Annotated in this window: 13 protein-coding genes and 1 pseudogene; 6 read left to right on the top strand and 8 right to left on the bottom strand. The window is 45.9% G+C overall.

What is annotated here, in order from left to right:
* Positions 1 to 7: 7 nt before the first annotated feature.
* On the top strand, positions 8 to 550 hold the full coding sequence (gene priC / locus AC1HDJ_RS07970; RefSeq protein ID WP_479534866.1) for a primosomal replication protein PriC: 543 nt from the start codon (positions 8 to 10) through the stop codon (positions 548 to 550).
* A gap of 146 nt (positions 551 to 696) precedes the next feature.
* Here the strand turns inward: priC and AC1HDJ_RS07965 are convergent, their stop codons facing one another.
* Positions 697 to 966 (bottom strand): Txe/YoeB family addiction module toxin, encoded by a 270-nt coding sequence (locus tag AC1HDJ_RS07965; RefSeq protein ID WP_479534864.1) that lies wholly within the window; start codon positions 964 to 966, stop codon positions 697 to 699.
* Positions 959 to 1,213: a type II toxin-antitoxin system Phd/YefM family antitoxin gene (locus tag AC1HDJ_RS07960; RefSeq protein WP_479534863.1), complete on the bottom strand. Its 255-nt coding sequence runs from the start codon at positions 1,211 to 1,213 to the stop codon at positions 959 to 961. The genes AC1HDJ_RS07965 and AC1HDJ_RS07960 overlap by 8 nt, the downstream gene beginning before the upstream one ends.
* A gap of 244 nt (positions 1,214 to 1,457) precedes the next feature.
* Here AC1HDJ_RS07960 and AC1HDJ_RS07955 point away from each other — a divergent pair, with 244 nt between their 5' ends.
* On the top strand, positions 1,458 to 1,706 hold the full coding sequence (locus AC1HDJ_RS07955; protein ID WP_479534861.1) for a GlsB/YeaQ/YmgE family stress response membrane protein: 249 nt from the start codon (positions 1,458 to 1,460) through the stop codon (positions 1,704 to 1,706).
* A gap of 76 nt (positions 1,707 to 1,782) precedes the next feature.
* The gene (rsmS, locus tag AC1HDJ_RS07950; protein WP_479534859.1) at positions 1,783 to 1,953 is read left to right on the top strand and encodes a pleiotropic regulatory protein RsmS; all 171 of its coding nucleotides are present in this window, start codon (positions 1,783 to 1,785) and stop codon (positions 1,951 to 1,953) included.
* Positions 1,954 to 2,102: 149 nt separating this feature from the next.
* Here rsmS and mscK read toward each other — a convergent pair whose 3' ends face one another.
* Complete coding sequence (mscK, locus tag AC1HDJ_RS07945; protein ID WP_479534857.1) at positions 2,103 to 5,474, bottom strand: mechanosensitive channel MscK; 3,372 nt, start codon at positions 5,472 to 5,474, stop codon at positions 2,103 to 2,105.
* Between the two features lie 457 nt (positions 5,475 to 5,931).
* Between mscK and AC1HDJ_RS07940 the strand changes: the two genes are divergently transcribed.
* The 3 genes from AC1HDJ_RS07940 (at position 5,932) to amt (ending at position 9,767) form a co-directional block, all read left to right on the top strand.
* On the top strand, positions 5,932 to 7,437 hold the full coding sequence (locus AC1HDJ_RS07940; RefSeq protein ID WP_479534855.1) for an amino acid permease: 1,506 nt from the start codon (positions 5,932 to 5,934) through the stop codon (positions 7,435 to 7,437).
* A gap of 428 nt (positions 7,438 to 7,865) precedes the next feature.
* Positions 7,866 to 8,204: a P-II family nitrogen regulator gene (gene glnK, locus AC1HDJ_RS07935; RefSeq protein WP_479534853.1), complete on the top strand. Its 339-nt coding sequence runs from the start codon at positions 7,866 to 7,868 to the stop codon at positions 8,202 to 8,204.
* Between the two features lie 162 nt (positions 8,205 to 8,366).
* The gene (amt, locus tag AC1HDJ_RS07930) at positions 8,367 to 9,767 is read left to right on the top strand and encodes an ammonium transporter (protein ID WP_479537050.1); all 1,401 of its coding nucleotides are present in this window, start codon (positions 8,367 to 8,369) and stop codon (positions 9,765 to 9,767) included.
* A 220-nt stretch (positions 9,768 to 9,987) separates the two neighbouring features.
* Here the strand turns inward: amt and AC1HDJ_RS07925 are convergent, their stop codons facing one another.
* The 5 genes and pseudogenes from AC1HDJ_RS07925 to cysT all read right to left on the bottom strand — a co-directional run bounded on the left by AC1HDJ_RS07925 (position 9,988) and on the right by cysT (position 13,746).
* On the bottom strand, positions 9,988 to 10,944 hold the full coding sequence (locus tag AC1HDJ_RS07925; protein ID WP_479534851.1) for a CysB family HTH-type transcriptional regulator: 957 nt from the start codon (positions 10,942 to 10,944) through the stop codon (positions 9,988 to 9,990).
* A complete protein-coding gene (locus AC1HDJ_RS07920; RefSeq protein WP_479537048.1) occupies positions 10,941 to 11,234 on the bottom strand; it encodes a TOBE-like domain-containing protein in 294 nt (97 codons plus the stop codon). The genes AC1HDJ_RS07925 and AC1HDJ_RS07920 overlap by 4 nt, the downstream gene beginning before the upstream one ends.
* Positions 11,217 to 12,062: pseudogene (locus AC1HDJ_RS07915) on the bottom strand (sulfate/molybdate ABC transporter ATP-binding protein); the annotation flags it as partial. The pseudogene AC1HDJ_RS07915 and the gene AC1HDJ_RS07920, both read right to left, overlap by 18 nt.
* Complete coding sequence (gene cysW, locus AC1HDJ_RS07910) at positions 12,059 to 12,910, bottom strand: sulfate ABC transporter permease subunit CysW (RefSeq protein ID WP_438636135.1); 852 nt, start codon at positions 12,908 to 12,910, stop codon at positions 12,059 to 12,061. The gene cysW and the pseudogene AC1HDJ_RS07915, both read right to left, overlap by 4 nt.
* Entirely contained in the window at positions 12,907 to 13,746 is an 840-nt protein-coding gene (cysT, locus tag AC1HDJ_RS07905) for a sulfate ABC transporter permease subunit CysT (protein ID WP_479534849.1), read from the bottom strand. The genes cysW and cysT overlap by 4 nt, the downstream gene beginning before the upstream one ends.
* Between the last annotated feature and the right edge of the window lie 308 nt (positions 13,747 to 14,054).

The following is a 14,054-nucleotide window of genomic DNA, read 5'->3' as shown; positions in this document are numbered from 1 at the left end:
GTGAAATATGTCAATTACCGCACGTTTTAGGCAGGCACTGGCACAACTTGAAGAGTCAGCCACTGCCGCCGATAAAAAGCTGCCCAATGCCCCGCGCTTTGCCCAAACGCTGTTTAAATGCTATAGCCCGCGTTTAACCGATTGTGTAAAAGAGCTGGCGGCTAATCTTGATCAGCTTGATCATGCCAAAACAACAGCACAAGCCACCTTTTTGGCCGATACCATTACCGCCCAATTTACCGCGCTACAGCGCGAACTCTCTACCCAAACTTTGCGCCGGCAGGAAAATGTACGTTCCAAACCCGCATTCAGCCATAAAAACTATGCTGACGTATATGCGGAACTGGCCAAGCATCAAGAGTATGAGCGCCGTTTAGCCGATATGATCCGCGTTAAAGAGTCAAACTTAAACCGCTGTGAAACACTGGTTCAACAAAAGGCCTTACAGCAGGAAATTGCAGCGTATGAAGGGCGGTTACAACGCTGTAAGTCTGCGCTGCAAAAGATAGAAAACCGTATTGAGCGGCGAGATGATCGCCTTCCCCGCTAAATCCAAAAGATTTGGCTTCTGCACATTTAGCTACCAGACATACCGTACGCGCTTACGTACGTAGCGGTTTGAAATGGGCATAAAATTCACGTAATGAATGCACATACCTTATCAATACTTGTATGGGTATCACCCCTCATTTTGGTTTACGCTTGGTAGTGATAACGACAAGAAATAATAGTAATTGATAGATCATCAACTGCATAGACCAAACGGTTTGTATCATCTATACGGCGAGACCAAAATCCTGACAGATTTTCTCTCAAGGCCTCCGGCTTACCAATGCCTTCAAACGGAGTGCGTTTAACATCAGTAATTAACTTATTGATTCTTTTTAGCGTTTTCTTATCCTGAGATTGCCAATAAACATAGTCATCCCAAGACTCATCCGTCGAACACAATAACCTTTCACTCATCCTTCAACTCTCGCGGCGTGACTCGACCAGCTTTAAATTGAGCTATAGAACGGTTCAAATGCTCTGCGTTCGCGGGAGACCGCAACAAGTGCACTGTCTCCATCAGGCTATTATAATAATCGAGGGACATTACAACTGCATCATCCGCATCACGACGAGTAATGATGGTTGTATCTGCATCGTTTACAACTGAATCAAGTACTGATTTCAAGCTGTTACGAGCTTCAGTAAAGGATACGATTCTCATAGAACCTCCAATATGTACAATTTACAGTACAAGTATACAATGCCAACATAACTTGTACAACAAATTGAACATGTGATAGTTGTGTAAGGCAGCCACTAATGGGATAAAGCCGCCTTCACGCCATGCGAGTTAAAACCATGACCTACCTAAAATAGTCGCCAAGATTATTATCACAATTGCACTTGCTATCAATACAGACACACTATACTTAGCAAGGTCATTCTTTCTTTTATGAGGCAGTAATATGGGCATTTTCTCTTGGGTCATTCTGGGCTTGATTGTCGGTATTTTGGCAAAATGGATTATGCCCGGAAAAGATGAAGGTGGTTTTATCATCACAGTTATCTTGGGTATTGTGGGTGCGGTAATTGGCGGCTATGTCAGCCAGTTAATGGGCATTGCCACTGTGACCGGTTTTAACATTAAAAGCCTTATTTTTTCGATAATCGGCTCTCTTATTGTTCTTTTTATCTATCGAAAAATCAAAAGCTAAACCGCCAGTGATCAATGGTTGAACGGTAACGTACTGCGCCAGTATGATGCAGACTCACCCCGTAACAGGAAACACCATGAGCCTTGAACAAGCACCACCGGAAATAAAACTGGCCGTTGACCTTATCTATCTGTTGGAAACCAACGATATTGCACCTGAAGTGGTACTGAAAGCACTTGATATTGTAAAACAGGATATACAGCGTAAATGCGCCATGCAAAAAGACACGGTGATACCAGTAGAGTAAATAACAGAACAGAAATGATGATTTAGCGATAACGAAAGATGGGCATGATAAATACTCATAACAACGGGGCAAAACCGATATTGCACTGTCACAGATAACTCACCTGTCTGCGCACAATGCCAGTTTTGCCCCATTTTTTACCTCAACAGCTATTCAGCCAGTTTAGGTGGTAATACCTGCGTGGTTGAATGCACTTTCACTTCGTCTTCGGTTGGCGTATTTAGGTTTTTAACGTAAATATCCATCTGGTTGAATGCAATCTCAATGTTGTTCTCATGGAACAACTGAGCAATCCGGCGGTTAAGCTCATCAACGGTGAAGCTGCGATCACGCAGCTCACGCACATAAACACGCAGTTCATGATCCAGCGTGCTAGGACCAAAGGTTAAGAAAAAGACTAACGGCTCAGGATCTTTCATTACCCGCGCATTTTCATGTGCAGCTTGCAGCAGCAGTTTACGTGTTAACTCTAGATCAGAGCCATACGCAACACCCACCCGAATGAGTACACGGGTGACAGTATCGGTTAATGACCAGTTTTGTAATCGCTCAACCACAAAGTTTTTATTTGGGATGATGACCTCTTTCCGGTCAAAATCAGTCACCGTAGTAGCACGAATACGAATTTTACTCACCGTACCCGTAAAGTTACCAATGGTGATAGTATCGCCAATACGGATCGGGCGCTCAAACAGCAAAATCAGACCGGCCACAAAGTTCGCAAAGATCTCTTGCAAACCAAAACCCAGACCAACCGATAAACCCGTAGCTATCCACTGCAGTTTATCCCATGACATACCCACAGCCGACAGTGACAACATGATCCCCAGTGCGGTAATCACATACGAGAGCATAGTTGTGATCGCGTACGATGCCCCCTGCCCCAACTGCAACTTCGATAACACCAGTACTTCAAGTAAGCCGGGTAAGTTGCGGGTGAGTACATACGCCACCACCGCAAACACAATCGCCATCAGAAGATCACGCAGGGTTACCGCATGTGTAATGCCATCGGTGACATTGGTGTTGATCCACAAAGTCACACTATCAAGGTATGAAATAACGGTGACCAGATCAGACCAGAGCCAATAAAACGCGCCCAAGAAGATCAGGAATAGCACCATGTTAGATAAACGTAATGACTGCTGGTTAATTTGTTCCAGTGCCATAGGTTGTTCATCAATAATCTCACCACCCTCAGCATTTTCATGTGCTTTTTGCTGACGGCGCGCCATGGCACGGCGGTATGCTAAACGGCGGGCGGCTACAGCCAAACCACGTAAAGCTGTTTCATGTACCACCCACCAGAGCATCACCAGATAGAAGCTATCGATCAGCTTAGCGGTGAGTTTCAATGAGGTGTAGTAATAACCCAGCACCACTAAGGCAATCAGGGCTACCGGCGCAAGCATGATGGCAAACATCACAAACAAGCGAAGCAGGCTGTTTCCGTTCTCATCAATACGGGAACGGGAGATTGGGTAAATCAAGAACACCATCACAATCAGCATCGAGATGGTAATCACTTGCCCAATAGCATCATCCGCCAGACTTGAAGGCTCAAGCTCCCCGACCGTAGAGACTAAAATCAGCGGTACAACCGCCAATGCAATATAGTGCAATGATCGGCGCAGGTGATTAATTTCAGACTCTTTACGGTTGAAGTGCGTTTCAGCAATCCCGCCCGGCTGTAACACGCGCGCCAGCATACCAAAGGCCTGATAAGCCAAAGCAAAACGCAGTGTCAGATGCCAGATAATTGTGGGGCTACTTAAATTACTGAAAATAAACAGCATACCGAAACTGACCACAAAAAGTGTGCCCGGTAGTACTTGCAGCATCGTCAGCAATAATGCTCTGAGGGTATGTAGCTGCGAATCTCGGCGTAATTGCCCGATATCTGACTCAATTGATTGCAAATGCTTAGTCAGATCTTTACGCCGCCAAATAATTAATCCGGCCAAAATAAGTAAAGGAACAATAATGAACAGCAGTTTTAGCTCTTGCCCTGCCCAGCTGGCAAGGTGAACATCGTTCACTATCTCTTGAGCCTGATAAAACATGGCAGCAGGCAAAGCCCAGACCCATGCCCAGTCGAGTGGTTTGTTACTGGTTACCCAAAAAATCTGCTGTTGCAGTGTATTTTGCAGACTATTGCTAACACGCTGTAATTGCTGCTGATTTAGCTGCAAGTTAATCGACATATTCAGCTGATTACCCAGCTGTTTATTAAACTGATCTAACAACTCTTTACGTGCATCAAGCACCTGAATTAAGGCTTTACGCACCGGCTCTGATAATGGTGTATTACCATTTTGCGCAGCTAGCTGATCAACATATTGGTTGGGCTGATACAGCTCATCGCGCTGGCGATTCACCTCGAACTGCTCTAAACGCAGATCGGCAATACGCTCTTCCAGATTACGGGCTAAATCGGCATCGGGCAGCATTTGACGCTGTTGATACAAAATACGCGATAGCAGCAAACTCCCCTTTAATACCGAGATTTGCTCATTCAGATTGCGCTCAGTTTGTGTCACGCTGTCGAGCCAGTTTTTTACCTTGGTATTCTCTTGTACCATGGTATTTACTTGCTGCGTTGCGTTGATCAGGTTTTGGCTTATTTGCTGATTTTTATCCAGCTCTTTAACCACCAGCGGGTTCAGATCTTCTGTCGAGGCCTGCTCTGAACCACTAACATCAGCAACCGTTTTCTCTGACTGGGTCAGATTATTTTGGTTAATTTGCTGCTGCAGTAACTGTGAATATTGCTCATACTGATTCAATTGTTCAGTAAAAATATCACGTTGTTTTTGCGCAATATCTTGCAACGTGGTGTTGCTGTCTAGCTCTTTTTGCCGACGCTCAATTTGTACATTAAGCAGCGCGACTTCAGTATTTAACAGCTGCTTACGCCCTGCGGTTAAACCATCTTGATCAGCGGATACACCGTTGAGAATATTACGAATATCCTGAATACGCACATAGGCTTTACTCATTGCAGCTTGCGCACGCTCAGGCAGTGTCTGCATTGAGATTAACTGGCTATTCACCGCCGATAACTGCTCTTGTGCTTTTTGTGTATCAGTGAGTGTGCTGCTGAGTCTTTTTTCTAATTCAGCCAAACTCAAGCGTTCAAACTCTTTATGCAAGCGCGTTTCATCTAGCCCATCTCGTAATTTACTTAGCTGCTCTTGCAGCTGGCGCAACTGGGCAGGCGCTTTATCATATTGCTGCTGAATTTCACGGATCTTGCTTTTCTCTTTATCAATTGAATCGAGAAAACCAATAGTTTGTTCAAGCTCTGTTTTTTGTGTGGCTTGAGTCGGCGATAATTTATCTTTTTTCGCCAGCCCGTCTAACTGAGTTTGCAGCTCTTCCGTTTGCGGTAATTCAAATGAACCACTGCTAAAGTTAGGTGCTGCAGTAACCGTACTACCGCAGAAAAGAGAAAAAACCAGCAGTAAAGAGAGCCACAAGGCTCTGTTAACGCGGGAAAATACACACAATATCGGGGCCATAGTGTCCTAAAGCGAGTAAAAAAAGGGCAGTTTAATAGGCCAGTAGAATAACAGAACTGCTCATTTTGCTACAGTAAAACACACCGGCTTCTGGTCAATAAATCAGCAAAAAAAGAGTTGAAAAAAGGAGGACGAAAAGAGACTTAACACATAAATAAGATATAAACTTAACCAGTAATGCTATTTAACCAAGAAATAGACATGAAATAAATATTCAATATGTCAAGTAGCTAATTCACTCTAATCGCCATTCATAGACACATTCAGTTACGTTTTTACCATCTTAGAAATACTGTTAAAAATCAAAATGATAATAGTGAAAATCATACAAAAAAACAGCTTCATGTTCTGCTGAGATCAATTACGATAATTAATACTTGTGTTGAACATCACAAATCCGTTTTATATGCGTCTTTCCAACTGTAATAACGCTGTTTAAGAGGAGTGCCCATAAGCCATGCACGACGTCAATGAAACCAAAGAAGAACCGGCTCCAGGGCTAAAACGTGAATTAAAAGCACGCCACTTAACGATGATAGCCATTGGTGGTGCTATCGGAACCGGATTATTTGTTGCCTCGGGTGCTACGGTTGCCCAAGCTGGCCCCGGCGGTGCGCTGGTTGCTTATGCCGTAATTGGCCTGATGGTCTATTTTGTAATGACCAGTTTAGGTGAAATGGCCGCTTATATGCCGGTCTCTGGTTCTTTCTCGACGTACGGTGATGAATTTGTCTCTCCGGCTATGGGTTTTGCTCTGGGTTGGAACTACTGGTACAACTGGGCAGTCACTATTGCGGTTGAATTAACCGCTTCATCTATTGTGATGGCTTACTGGTTTCCGGCAATACCCGGAACAGTCTGGAGTGGCATCTTTTTAGCCATTATTTTCTTCCTTAACTTCTTTTCAGTAAAAGGGTTCGGGGAAGGTGAATACTGGTTCTCAATGGTCAAAGTGATTACCGTTATTATCTTTATCATCGTCGGGGTGATGATGATTTTTGGTATCATTAATGACACCGCCAACACCCACGCAGGCTGGGCAACCTTCACCATGGGTGATGCACCGTTTGCAGGCGGCATACCTGCCATTATTGGTGTGGCAATGATTGCCGGATTCTCATTCCAAGGCACTGAACTGGTCGGCGTAGCTGCCGGTGAATCAGATAACCCGAGCCGGAATATTCCGCGTGCTATCAAGCAGATTTTTTGGCGCATTTTACTGTTTTATGTGCTGGCTATTTTCTTAATTGGCTGCCTGATCCCCTACACTAACCCTGCCCTGCTGCAAAATAATGTACAGGATGTCGGCGTTAGCCCGTTCACCTTGGTCTTCCAGAATGCCGGTTTAGCCTTTGCCGCCAGCGTGATGAATGCCGTGATTTTAACCGCTATTTTGTCTGCTGGTAACTCGGGTATGTATGCCTCTACACGCATGCTCTATAACATGGCACTCAACGGCATGGCACCGAAGTTTTTTGGCAAACTCACGCCAGCTGGTGTGCCACGCAATGCGCTGTATGCAACAACCGTCATCGCCGCACTGTGCTTTTTAAGCTCGCTGTTTGGTGATCAGGCCGTTTATCTGTGGCTGCTAAATATTTCCGGCATGAGTGGTTTTATTGCATGGCTGGGTATTTCGCTGTGTCATTACCGTTTCCGTAAAGGGTTTCTGGCACAAGGCCGTTCGCTTGATGAGCTACCTTACCGCGCAAAATGGTTTCCATTTGGCCCGTTATTTGCGCTGGCACTGTGCCTTTTCGTAACATTTGGTCAAGATTATCAGGCATTTACATCAACCTATGTTGATATGCAAAGTCTGGTGGCAACCTATATTGGTATCCCACTGTTTATTCTGCTGTGGTTGGGTTATCGCATTAAATTTAAGAGCCGTTTAGTGCGTTATGAAGATATGAAATTTCCTGAAGCACAGTCTGCATCAGACTACACTCAATCTGAAAAGTAGGCACATTTAACTGCCGTAAATAAAACCCGATGCCAGTAAACCGGAAATACCGTTTGCTGGCATTTTTTATTGCATCACCATGCCGATTTGTTTAACTCCGGTTTATATCGCTATGTTCTATTCGCTTCTCTAGCTCTACTCCCTATCTTTCATACTCTTTATGTTCTGTTCTCTTTGAGTTTTGCTCTTCTTCAGTGCACTCAGCGTATTTTTATGCACTGAAATAGTGCATTTTTCACCCAATATGCGCTGTTCTCTTTCCTTTTTTAAAAAGCTTTTTTCTAGGGATAGGGATAACCGCAGGCAAAACCACGATAAACCAGAAAATAGAAATAAATTAAAGAATTTTTAACACGGCATTAATTTATGGCATACATTATGCGTATATTAAGGTAATCAGGTCATCCTGTTCATATCAAAGGAACACTATGAAACTCATTACTGTGATTATAAAACCCTTCAAACTCGAAGATGTGCGGGAAGCACTTTCACTGCTAGGAGTACAAGGTTTGACCCTAACAGAAGTGAAAGGGTTTGGCCGACAAAAAGGTCATACCGAGCTTTATCGCGGTACTGAGTATGTGGTTAATTTTCTGCCCAAAGTAAAAATTGAGATCGCAATTTCTGATGATCAGCTTGAAGAGGTCATCAATGCCATACAAAAAGCGGCTTACACCGGAAAAATTGGTGACGGCAAAATTTTTGTTTGTGAGCTCAGTCAGGTTATTCGGATCAGAACCGGTGAAACGGATGATTCGGCACTGTAACAAGGCAACAGGACTCATGGCTGATCACCATGATCATGATGCAGCAAGACGCTTATATCATTTAAACGTTATACCGTTTCAGAAGTTGCACTGCTCAAGGAGCTACATCATGCAAGGAGCTATATTGTGAAAAAAAACCCTTATGCTGAAGAGAGGCCTGCCATGACACGCTCTTTATCTGTTGTTTTTGCGGCCCTATTCGGCCTGCTGTTTACCCTATCATCAGCCTATGCCGAAGGTGTTGCACCCGCACCAGCAATCAATAAGGCGGATGACACATGGCTACTGATCTGTAGTGCGTTGGTGATCCTGATGTCAATTCCCGGGTTAGCGCTCTTTTACGGCGGCTTAGTGCGTTCAAAGAATATGCTCTCAGTGCTTGCACAGGTGTTCACTGTCTTTGCCCTGATCTCTGTTTTATGGATAGTCTACGGCTATTCAATCGCCTTCACCGAGGGTAATGCCATTATCGGGTCATTCGATAAAGTGCTGCTTAAAGGCGTGACACCTGATTCTATTGCCGCCACCTTCTCAAAAGGTGTTGGGGTGCATGAGCTCGTTTATGTGGTATTTCAGGGCGCATTTGCAGCAATTACCTGCGGATTGATTGTCGGGGCGTTTGCCGAGCGGATGAAGTTTTCTGCAGTGCTGCTGTTTTGTGTTATTTGGTTTAGCTTATCGTATCTGCCGATGGCGCACATGGTCTGGTATTGGGCCGGCCCTGATGCTTATACCAGCGCAGAAGCCGCCAGTGCTGCTACCAAGACAGCCGGTTACTTATTCCGCCACGGTGCACTTGATTTTGCCGGCGGTACAGTTGTGCATATTAATGCCGCGGTTGCGGGGTTAGTGGGGGCGTACATGGTAGGGCGCCGTGTCGGATTTGGCCGTGAGGCGATGAAACCACACAGCCTGACGATGACCATGATTGGCGCTGCACTACTCTGGTTTGGTTGGTTTGGTTTTAATGCTGGATCAGCGCTTGAAGCCAACGGTACGGCTGCTCTGGCATTCGTTAATACTTGGAGTGCTGCGTCTGCCGCCACACTAACATGGCTGTTTGCTGAGTGGCTGATTAAAGGCAAGCCTTCGCTGCTAGGTGCTGTGTCTGGCGCTGTTTCCGGGCTGGTTGCCATTACACCGGCTTGCGGTTTTGTCGGTATCGGTGGTGGGTTGGCGATTGGCCTGCTGGCAGGGCTGGCGGGCTACTGGGGCGTTCATATGCTTAAGCGCTGGCTCAGTGCGGATGATGCTCTGGATGTTTTCGGGGTACACGGTGTTTGCGGTATTCTAGGCGCAATTCTGACCGGTGTTTTCGCTGACCCTGCACTAGGCGGAACAGGCGTATGGGATTATGTCACCAACAGTGTGGCGGCCTACTCAATGTGGGAACAGGTAAAAATTCAGGCATTGGGTGTGGGGATCACGATTCTCTGGTCAGGGGTTGTTGCCCTTATCTGCTACAAACTGGTTGATGTGATTATTGGCCTACGTGTTCCCGAAGAGGATGAGCGTATCGGGCTGGATGTCACCACACACGGTGAGAACGCTTATAATCAGTAACCTGTAACTGTCTAACCTAATATCAGTGCCCGTATTAGCAACGGGCACTGATGATAATCATTGTTTCGATTACAGCAGGCAAATTTTCAAGTTCGCGGTGGTATGGTGTATAAAGCGAACAGTAACCGGCCAAATACCTCTTGTTACACATCTAAGCCTTATACTTCTAGGTCTTATACTTCTAAATTCTACACGCTGGATGTCTTATACATCTGGCGCATTAAATATCAAACTGTAAAACATGCTCTTCTTGCGGCTCTTTCCAGATAGCTTCTTTGATATCGCTGATACTTAAACTTGGATTACAAATTTGTAAAAAACTCAGCACATAAGCGCGCTGATATTGCGCCCTTCTTACCGCCAGCCATGCGGTATTAGGTGCAAAGAGATGGCTGGCATTGAGTTGCACCAAATCAGTGTCTTTGCGTGCATCAAAGGCCATAGAGGCCATAATGCCCACGCCCATATCCAGCTCTACGTAGGTTTTTATCACATCAGCATCTTGCGCGCTCAGTACCACATCGGGTGTAAATCCGGCTTTTTGGAACGCATTGTCGATACGAGAGCGGCCGGTTAACCCCGGATAATAGGTAATGAGCGGATACGCTGAGAGCAGCTCATGGGTAAGAATAGGGGTATGTACTAACGGATGGTTTTTAGGCACTACCACTGAGTGATGCCAGTGGTAATATTCAAAGCAGACCAAATCCGGATGCTCATTAATCCGTTCACTGGCAATACCGACATCAACTTCACCACTAAGCAACAGTGATACTATCTCATCGGGGCTGGCTTGATTGACCCCCAACTGCACTTTGGGAAATAGCGGTCGGAACTCTTTTATCACGCCCGGTAATGAGAAACGCGCCTGTGTATGGGTGGTAGCAACGCGCAGATAACCACTGTCGGTTGCCGAATACGATGATGCCAGACGCCGGATATTCCCGGCATCAGTCAGCATTCGCTCGACAATCACCAACAGCTCTTTGCCGGGATCTGTCATCCCCAACAGCCTTTTACCGCGCCGAATGAAAATTTCAATGCCCAGCTCTTCCTCAAGATCTTTGATATGCCGACTGACACCCGATTGTGACGTAAACAGTGAGTTTGCGACTTCAGTTAGGTTGTAATTACGTCTGGCAGCTTCACGGATGATCCTGAGTTGCTGGAAATTCATGCGGCGCGTTCTCCTTGTTTCGCTGTATGGGGTTTGGTCTGTTCAGCCGTAATGACTGATGGATAAACATGCGCCCGCTGCGGGCAGAGACGCACCTGTTTTCCTGCTGTTAAACCAAGTTGTGCAATCTGTTCGCGGTTCATATCCACTTCTACCACGGCATTTTTCCCGGTATTTTCGGTAATAAACTCAACCCGAATCCCTGAGCCTAAACGCAGTAAGCGCACCACTTTGGCCGGTGTACCGACATTGACATTAGCCGGTAAGACCTCAATATCTTGCGGACGCACATAGGCAGTTGCATCGCTGCCTGATAATGCGCTAACACTGTTAGATATCGGTAAAATATGCCCGTGAAAGTGGATACTATCACCGTTAACCTGACCTTGCAGTAAGTTCACCGTTCCCAGAAATTGGTGTACAAACGGGGTAGCCGGTGACTCATACACATCATCTGGTGTGCCAATCTGCTCTACCTGCCCTTTATTCATCACCACAATGCGATCAGCCACTTCCAGTGCTTCTTCCTGATCGTGGGTGACAAATAGACTGGTGACATGCAGTTCATTATGCAGTTCACGCAACCAGCGGCGCAGCTCTTTACGAACCTGTGCATCTAATGCGCCAAACGGCTCATCAAGCAGCAAAACTTGCGGCTCAACAGCCAGTGTACGTGCCAGCGCCACACGCTGACGCTGGCCACCAGAGAGTTCACTCGGATAACGCTGTGCCAGATGGCCAAGATGAACTAATTCTAATAACGTTAACACTTTCTGCCGAATTGTCGCTTCATTTGGGCGCAAATGACGCGGTTTTACGCGCAAACCAAACGCAACGTTTTCAAATACCGACATATGCCGGAACAGCGCATAGTGCTGGAAAACAAAACCGACTTTACGATCACGGGCTGACAGTGCCGATACATCCTGCCCGTTAAGTAAGATTTGCCCCTGATCTTCGCGCTCTAATCCCGCAATAATACGCAGCAAAGTTGTTTTACCACAGCCTGATGGCCCAAGTAACGCCGCCAGCTCACCGGAGCGAAATGTCAGGTTGATATCATGCAAGGTGGCAAAGCCGTTAAATGCTTTTTGGATATTTTTGACTTCAACACTCATGATTCAACTCCTTGAGACAAGATGTGATTTTTCTGACGTTCACGCATTTTATCAATCAGGGTTTCGGCCAGTAAGGTAATCAGGCCAAAACTGGCAAGTAAGCTGGCAACCGCAAACGCCGCTGCAAACTGGTATTCGTTGTACAAAATTTCAATGTGCAGCGGCATAGTGTTGGTTTGCCCACGAATATGCCCAGAGACCACAGAAACCGCGCCAAACTCCCCAACTGCGCGTGCCGTACAGAGCAACACACCGTACAGCAAACTCAACCGGATACTCGGCAGCGTGACCCGCCAAAAGGTTGTCCAACCGCTTGCACCCAGCATAATAGAAGCTTCTTCTTCCTCTACTCCCTGAGATTGCAGCAGCGGAAGCACTTCGCGCGCTACAAACGGAACGGTAATAAAGGTGGTAGCCAGCACAATACCCGGTGTCGAGAAGATGATTTTGATGTCAAACGCTTCCAACCACTCACCAAACCAACCGTTGCTGCCAAACAGCATCACAAACATTAATCCGGCAACAACCGGTGATACTGAAAAGGGTAAGTCAATCAACGTCAGCAATGCTTCACGGCCACGAAACTTAAACCGTGCAATAGCCCATGCCGCACACACGCCAAAAACAATATTTAATGGCACTGACAGTAGGCTGACAGTCAACGTTAACCAGAGTGCCGAGAGTGCATCACTATCACTGAGAGCTGATAGGTAAGTATCCAGCCCTTTACTGAATGCTGAAAGAAAGATAACGATGACGGGGATCACTAAAATCAGTGTAAACCAGCCTAAACCCAGTGCGATTAAGCTATAGCGTACCCAAGAACGCTCTGTTTGCTGCCGGCTCATAGTCTGTCCTCTTTAATTCCTTTACGGCTCCATGCGTGTAGCTGATTAATCAGCAGCAGCAGTAAGAATGATACGCCCAGCATCACTACGGCTATCGCGCTTGCGCCGGCATAGTCATACTCCTCAAGATGGCTCATGATCATCAGCGGAGCAATTTCTGACACCATCGGGATATTGCCTGCAATAAAAATTACCGAGCCGTATTCACCAATGGCACGCGCAAACGCCAAAGTAAAACCAGTAATAATTGCGGGTAATAAGACGGGAAAAATCACCCGTGAGAATATCTGCCAACGATCAGCACCTAAACAGGAGGCGGCTTCTTCCAGCATGTTTTCATGCTCACGGAGCACAGGCTGCAATGTCCGGACCACAAAAGGTAGACCGATAAAAATCAGTGCTATGACGATACCAGTTGGATTAAACGCCATTTTGATACCATAAGGTGCTAACCAGTGGCCAATGACTCCGTTACCGGCAAAAACGGCAGTCAACGCAATACCTGACACCGCGGTGGGCATTGCAAAGGGTAAGTCAATTAGCGCATCAACCCAACGGCGCCCAGGAAACTCATAACGCACTAAAATCCACGCAAGTAACACGCCAAATACGGTATTAATCAAAGCGGCAATTAGCGCGGCAAAAAAGCTCAACTTATAGGATGCGATAACCCGCGGCTGGGTCACGATGTGCCAAAAATCAGTTAATGATAAATGGGTGAAACTATACAGTACCAGTGCTGATAGTGGTAACAACACCACTAAGCCCAGATAAACTAAGGTAAAACCAAGTGTAGGCCCCATCCCTGGGATTACGCTAAAAGAGCGAACTGCCATTGTATCCCCCACTGACTCGTTTTTTGCTACGGCATCAAATGCTGTTGCCAAACCGTTAAAATAGATTGCTAATGCATACTATGGCGCGTTCGCCGAGCGGGGTGAAATAAGGAAAAGAGCTTTCTTATGCCTGTTTTTTGCTAAAGCAATATTTACTCGTCACTTTTGTCGATTTAACAAAAAAGCATTAAGTATAGCGAATTGTTATATAGAGGGTTGACTGCAAGCTGTACAAAAATCGCACATGAATTCTGAGAAGGAAGTAGGTATTGAGTATTGGAAAAGATTAATAACGCATAAAAATAAAA

This window comes from Plesiomonas sp. ISS29 (genome assembly GCF_056522795.1).
The sequence above is the reverse complement of the archived record's forward strand: the minus strand, read 5'-3'. Positions and strand labels throughout refer to the sequence as shown.

Bases quoted from the DNA above. Each gene is read 5' to 3' on its own strand.
- AC1HDJ_RS07925 (WP_479534851.1), bottom strand. From the start codon at position 10,944: ATGAATTTCCAGCAACTCAGGATCATCCGTGAAGCTGCCAGACGTAAT.
- AC1HDJ_RS07960 (WP_479534863.1), bottom strand. From the start codon at position 1,213: ATGAGAATCGTATCCTTTACTGAAGCTCGTAACAGCTTGAAATCAGTA.
- mscK (WP_479534857.1), bottom strand. From the start codon at position 5,474: ATGGCCCCGATATTGTGTGTATTTTCCCGCGTTAACAGAGCCTTGTGG.
- amt (WP_479537050.1), top strand. From the start codon at position 8,367: ATGACACGCTCTTTATCTGTTGTTTTTGCGGCCCTATTCGGCCTGCTG.
- AC1HDJ_RS07965 (WP_479534864.1), bottom strand. From the start codon at position 966: ATGAGTGAAAGGTTATTGTGTTCGACGGATGAGTCTTGGGATGACTAT.
- priC (WP_479534866.1), top strand. From the start codon at position 8: ATGTCAATTACCGCACGTTTTAGGCAGGCACTGGCACAACTTGAAGAG.
- rsmS (WP_479534859.1), top strand. From the start codon at position 1,783: ATGAGCCTTGAACAAGCACCACCGGAAATAAAACTGGCCGTTGACCTT.
- glnK (WP_479534853.1), top strand. From the start codon at position 7,866: ATGAAACTCATTACTGTGATTATAAAACCCTTCAAACTCGAAGATGTG.
- AC1HDJ_RS07940 (WP_479534855.1), top strand. From the start codon at position 5,932: ATGCACGACGTCAATGAAACCAAAGAAGAACCGGCTCCAGGGCTAAAA.
- cysT (WP_479534849.1), bottom strand. From the start codon at position 13,746: ATGGCAGTTCGCTCTTTTAGCGTAATCCCAGGGATGGGGCCTACACTT.
- cysW (WP_438636135.1), bottom strand. From the start codon at position 12,910: ATGAGCCGGCAGCAAACAGAGCGTTCTTGGGTACGCTATAGCTTAATC.
- AC1HDJ_RS07955 (WP_479534861.1), top strand. From the start codon at position 1,458: ATGGGCATTTTCTCTTGGGTCATTCTGGGCTTGATTGTCGGTATTTTG.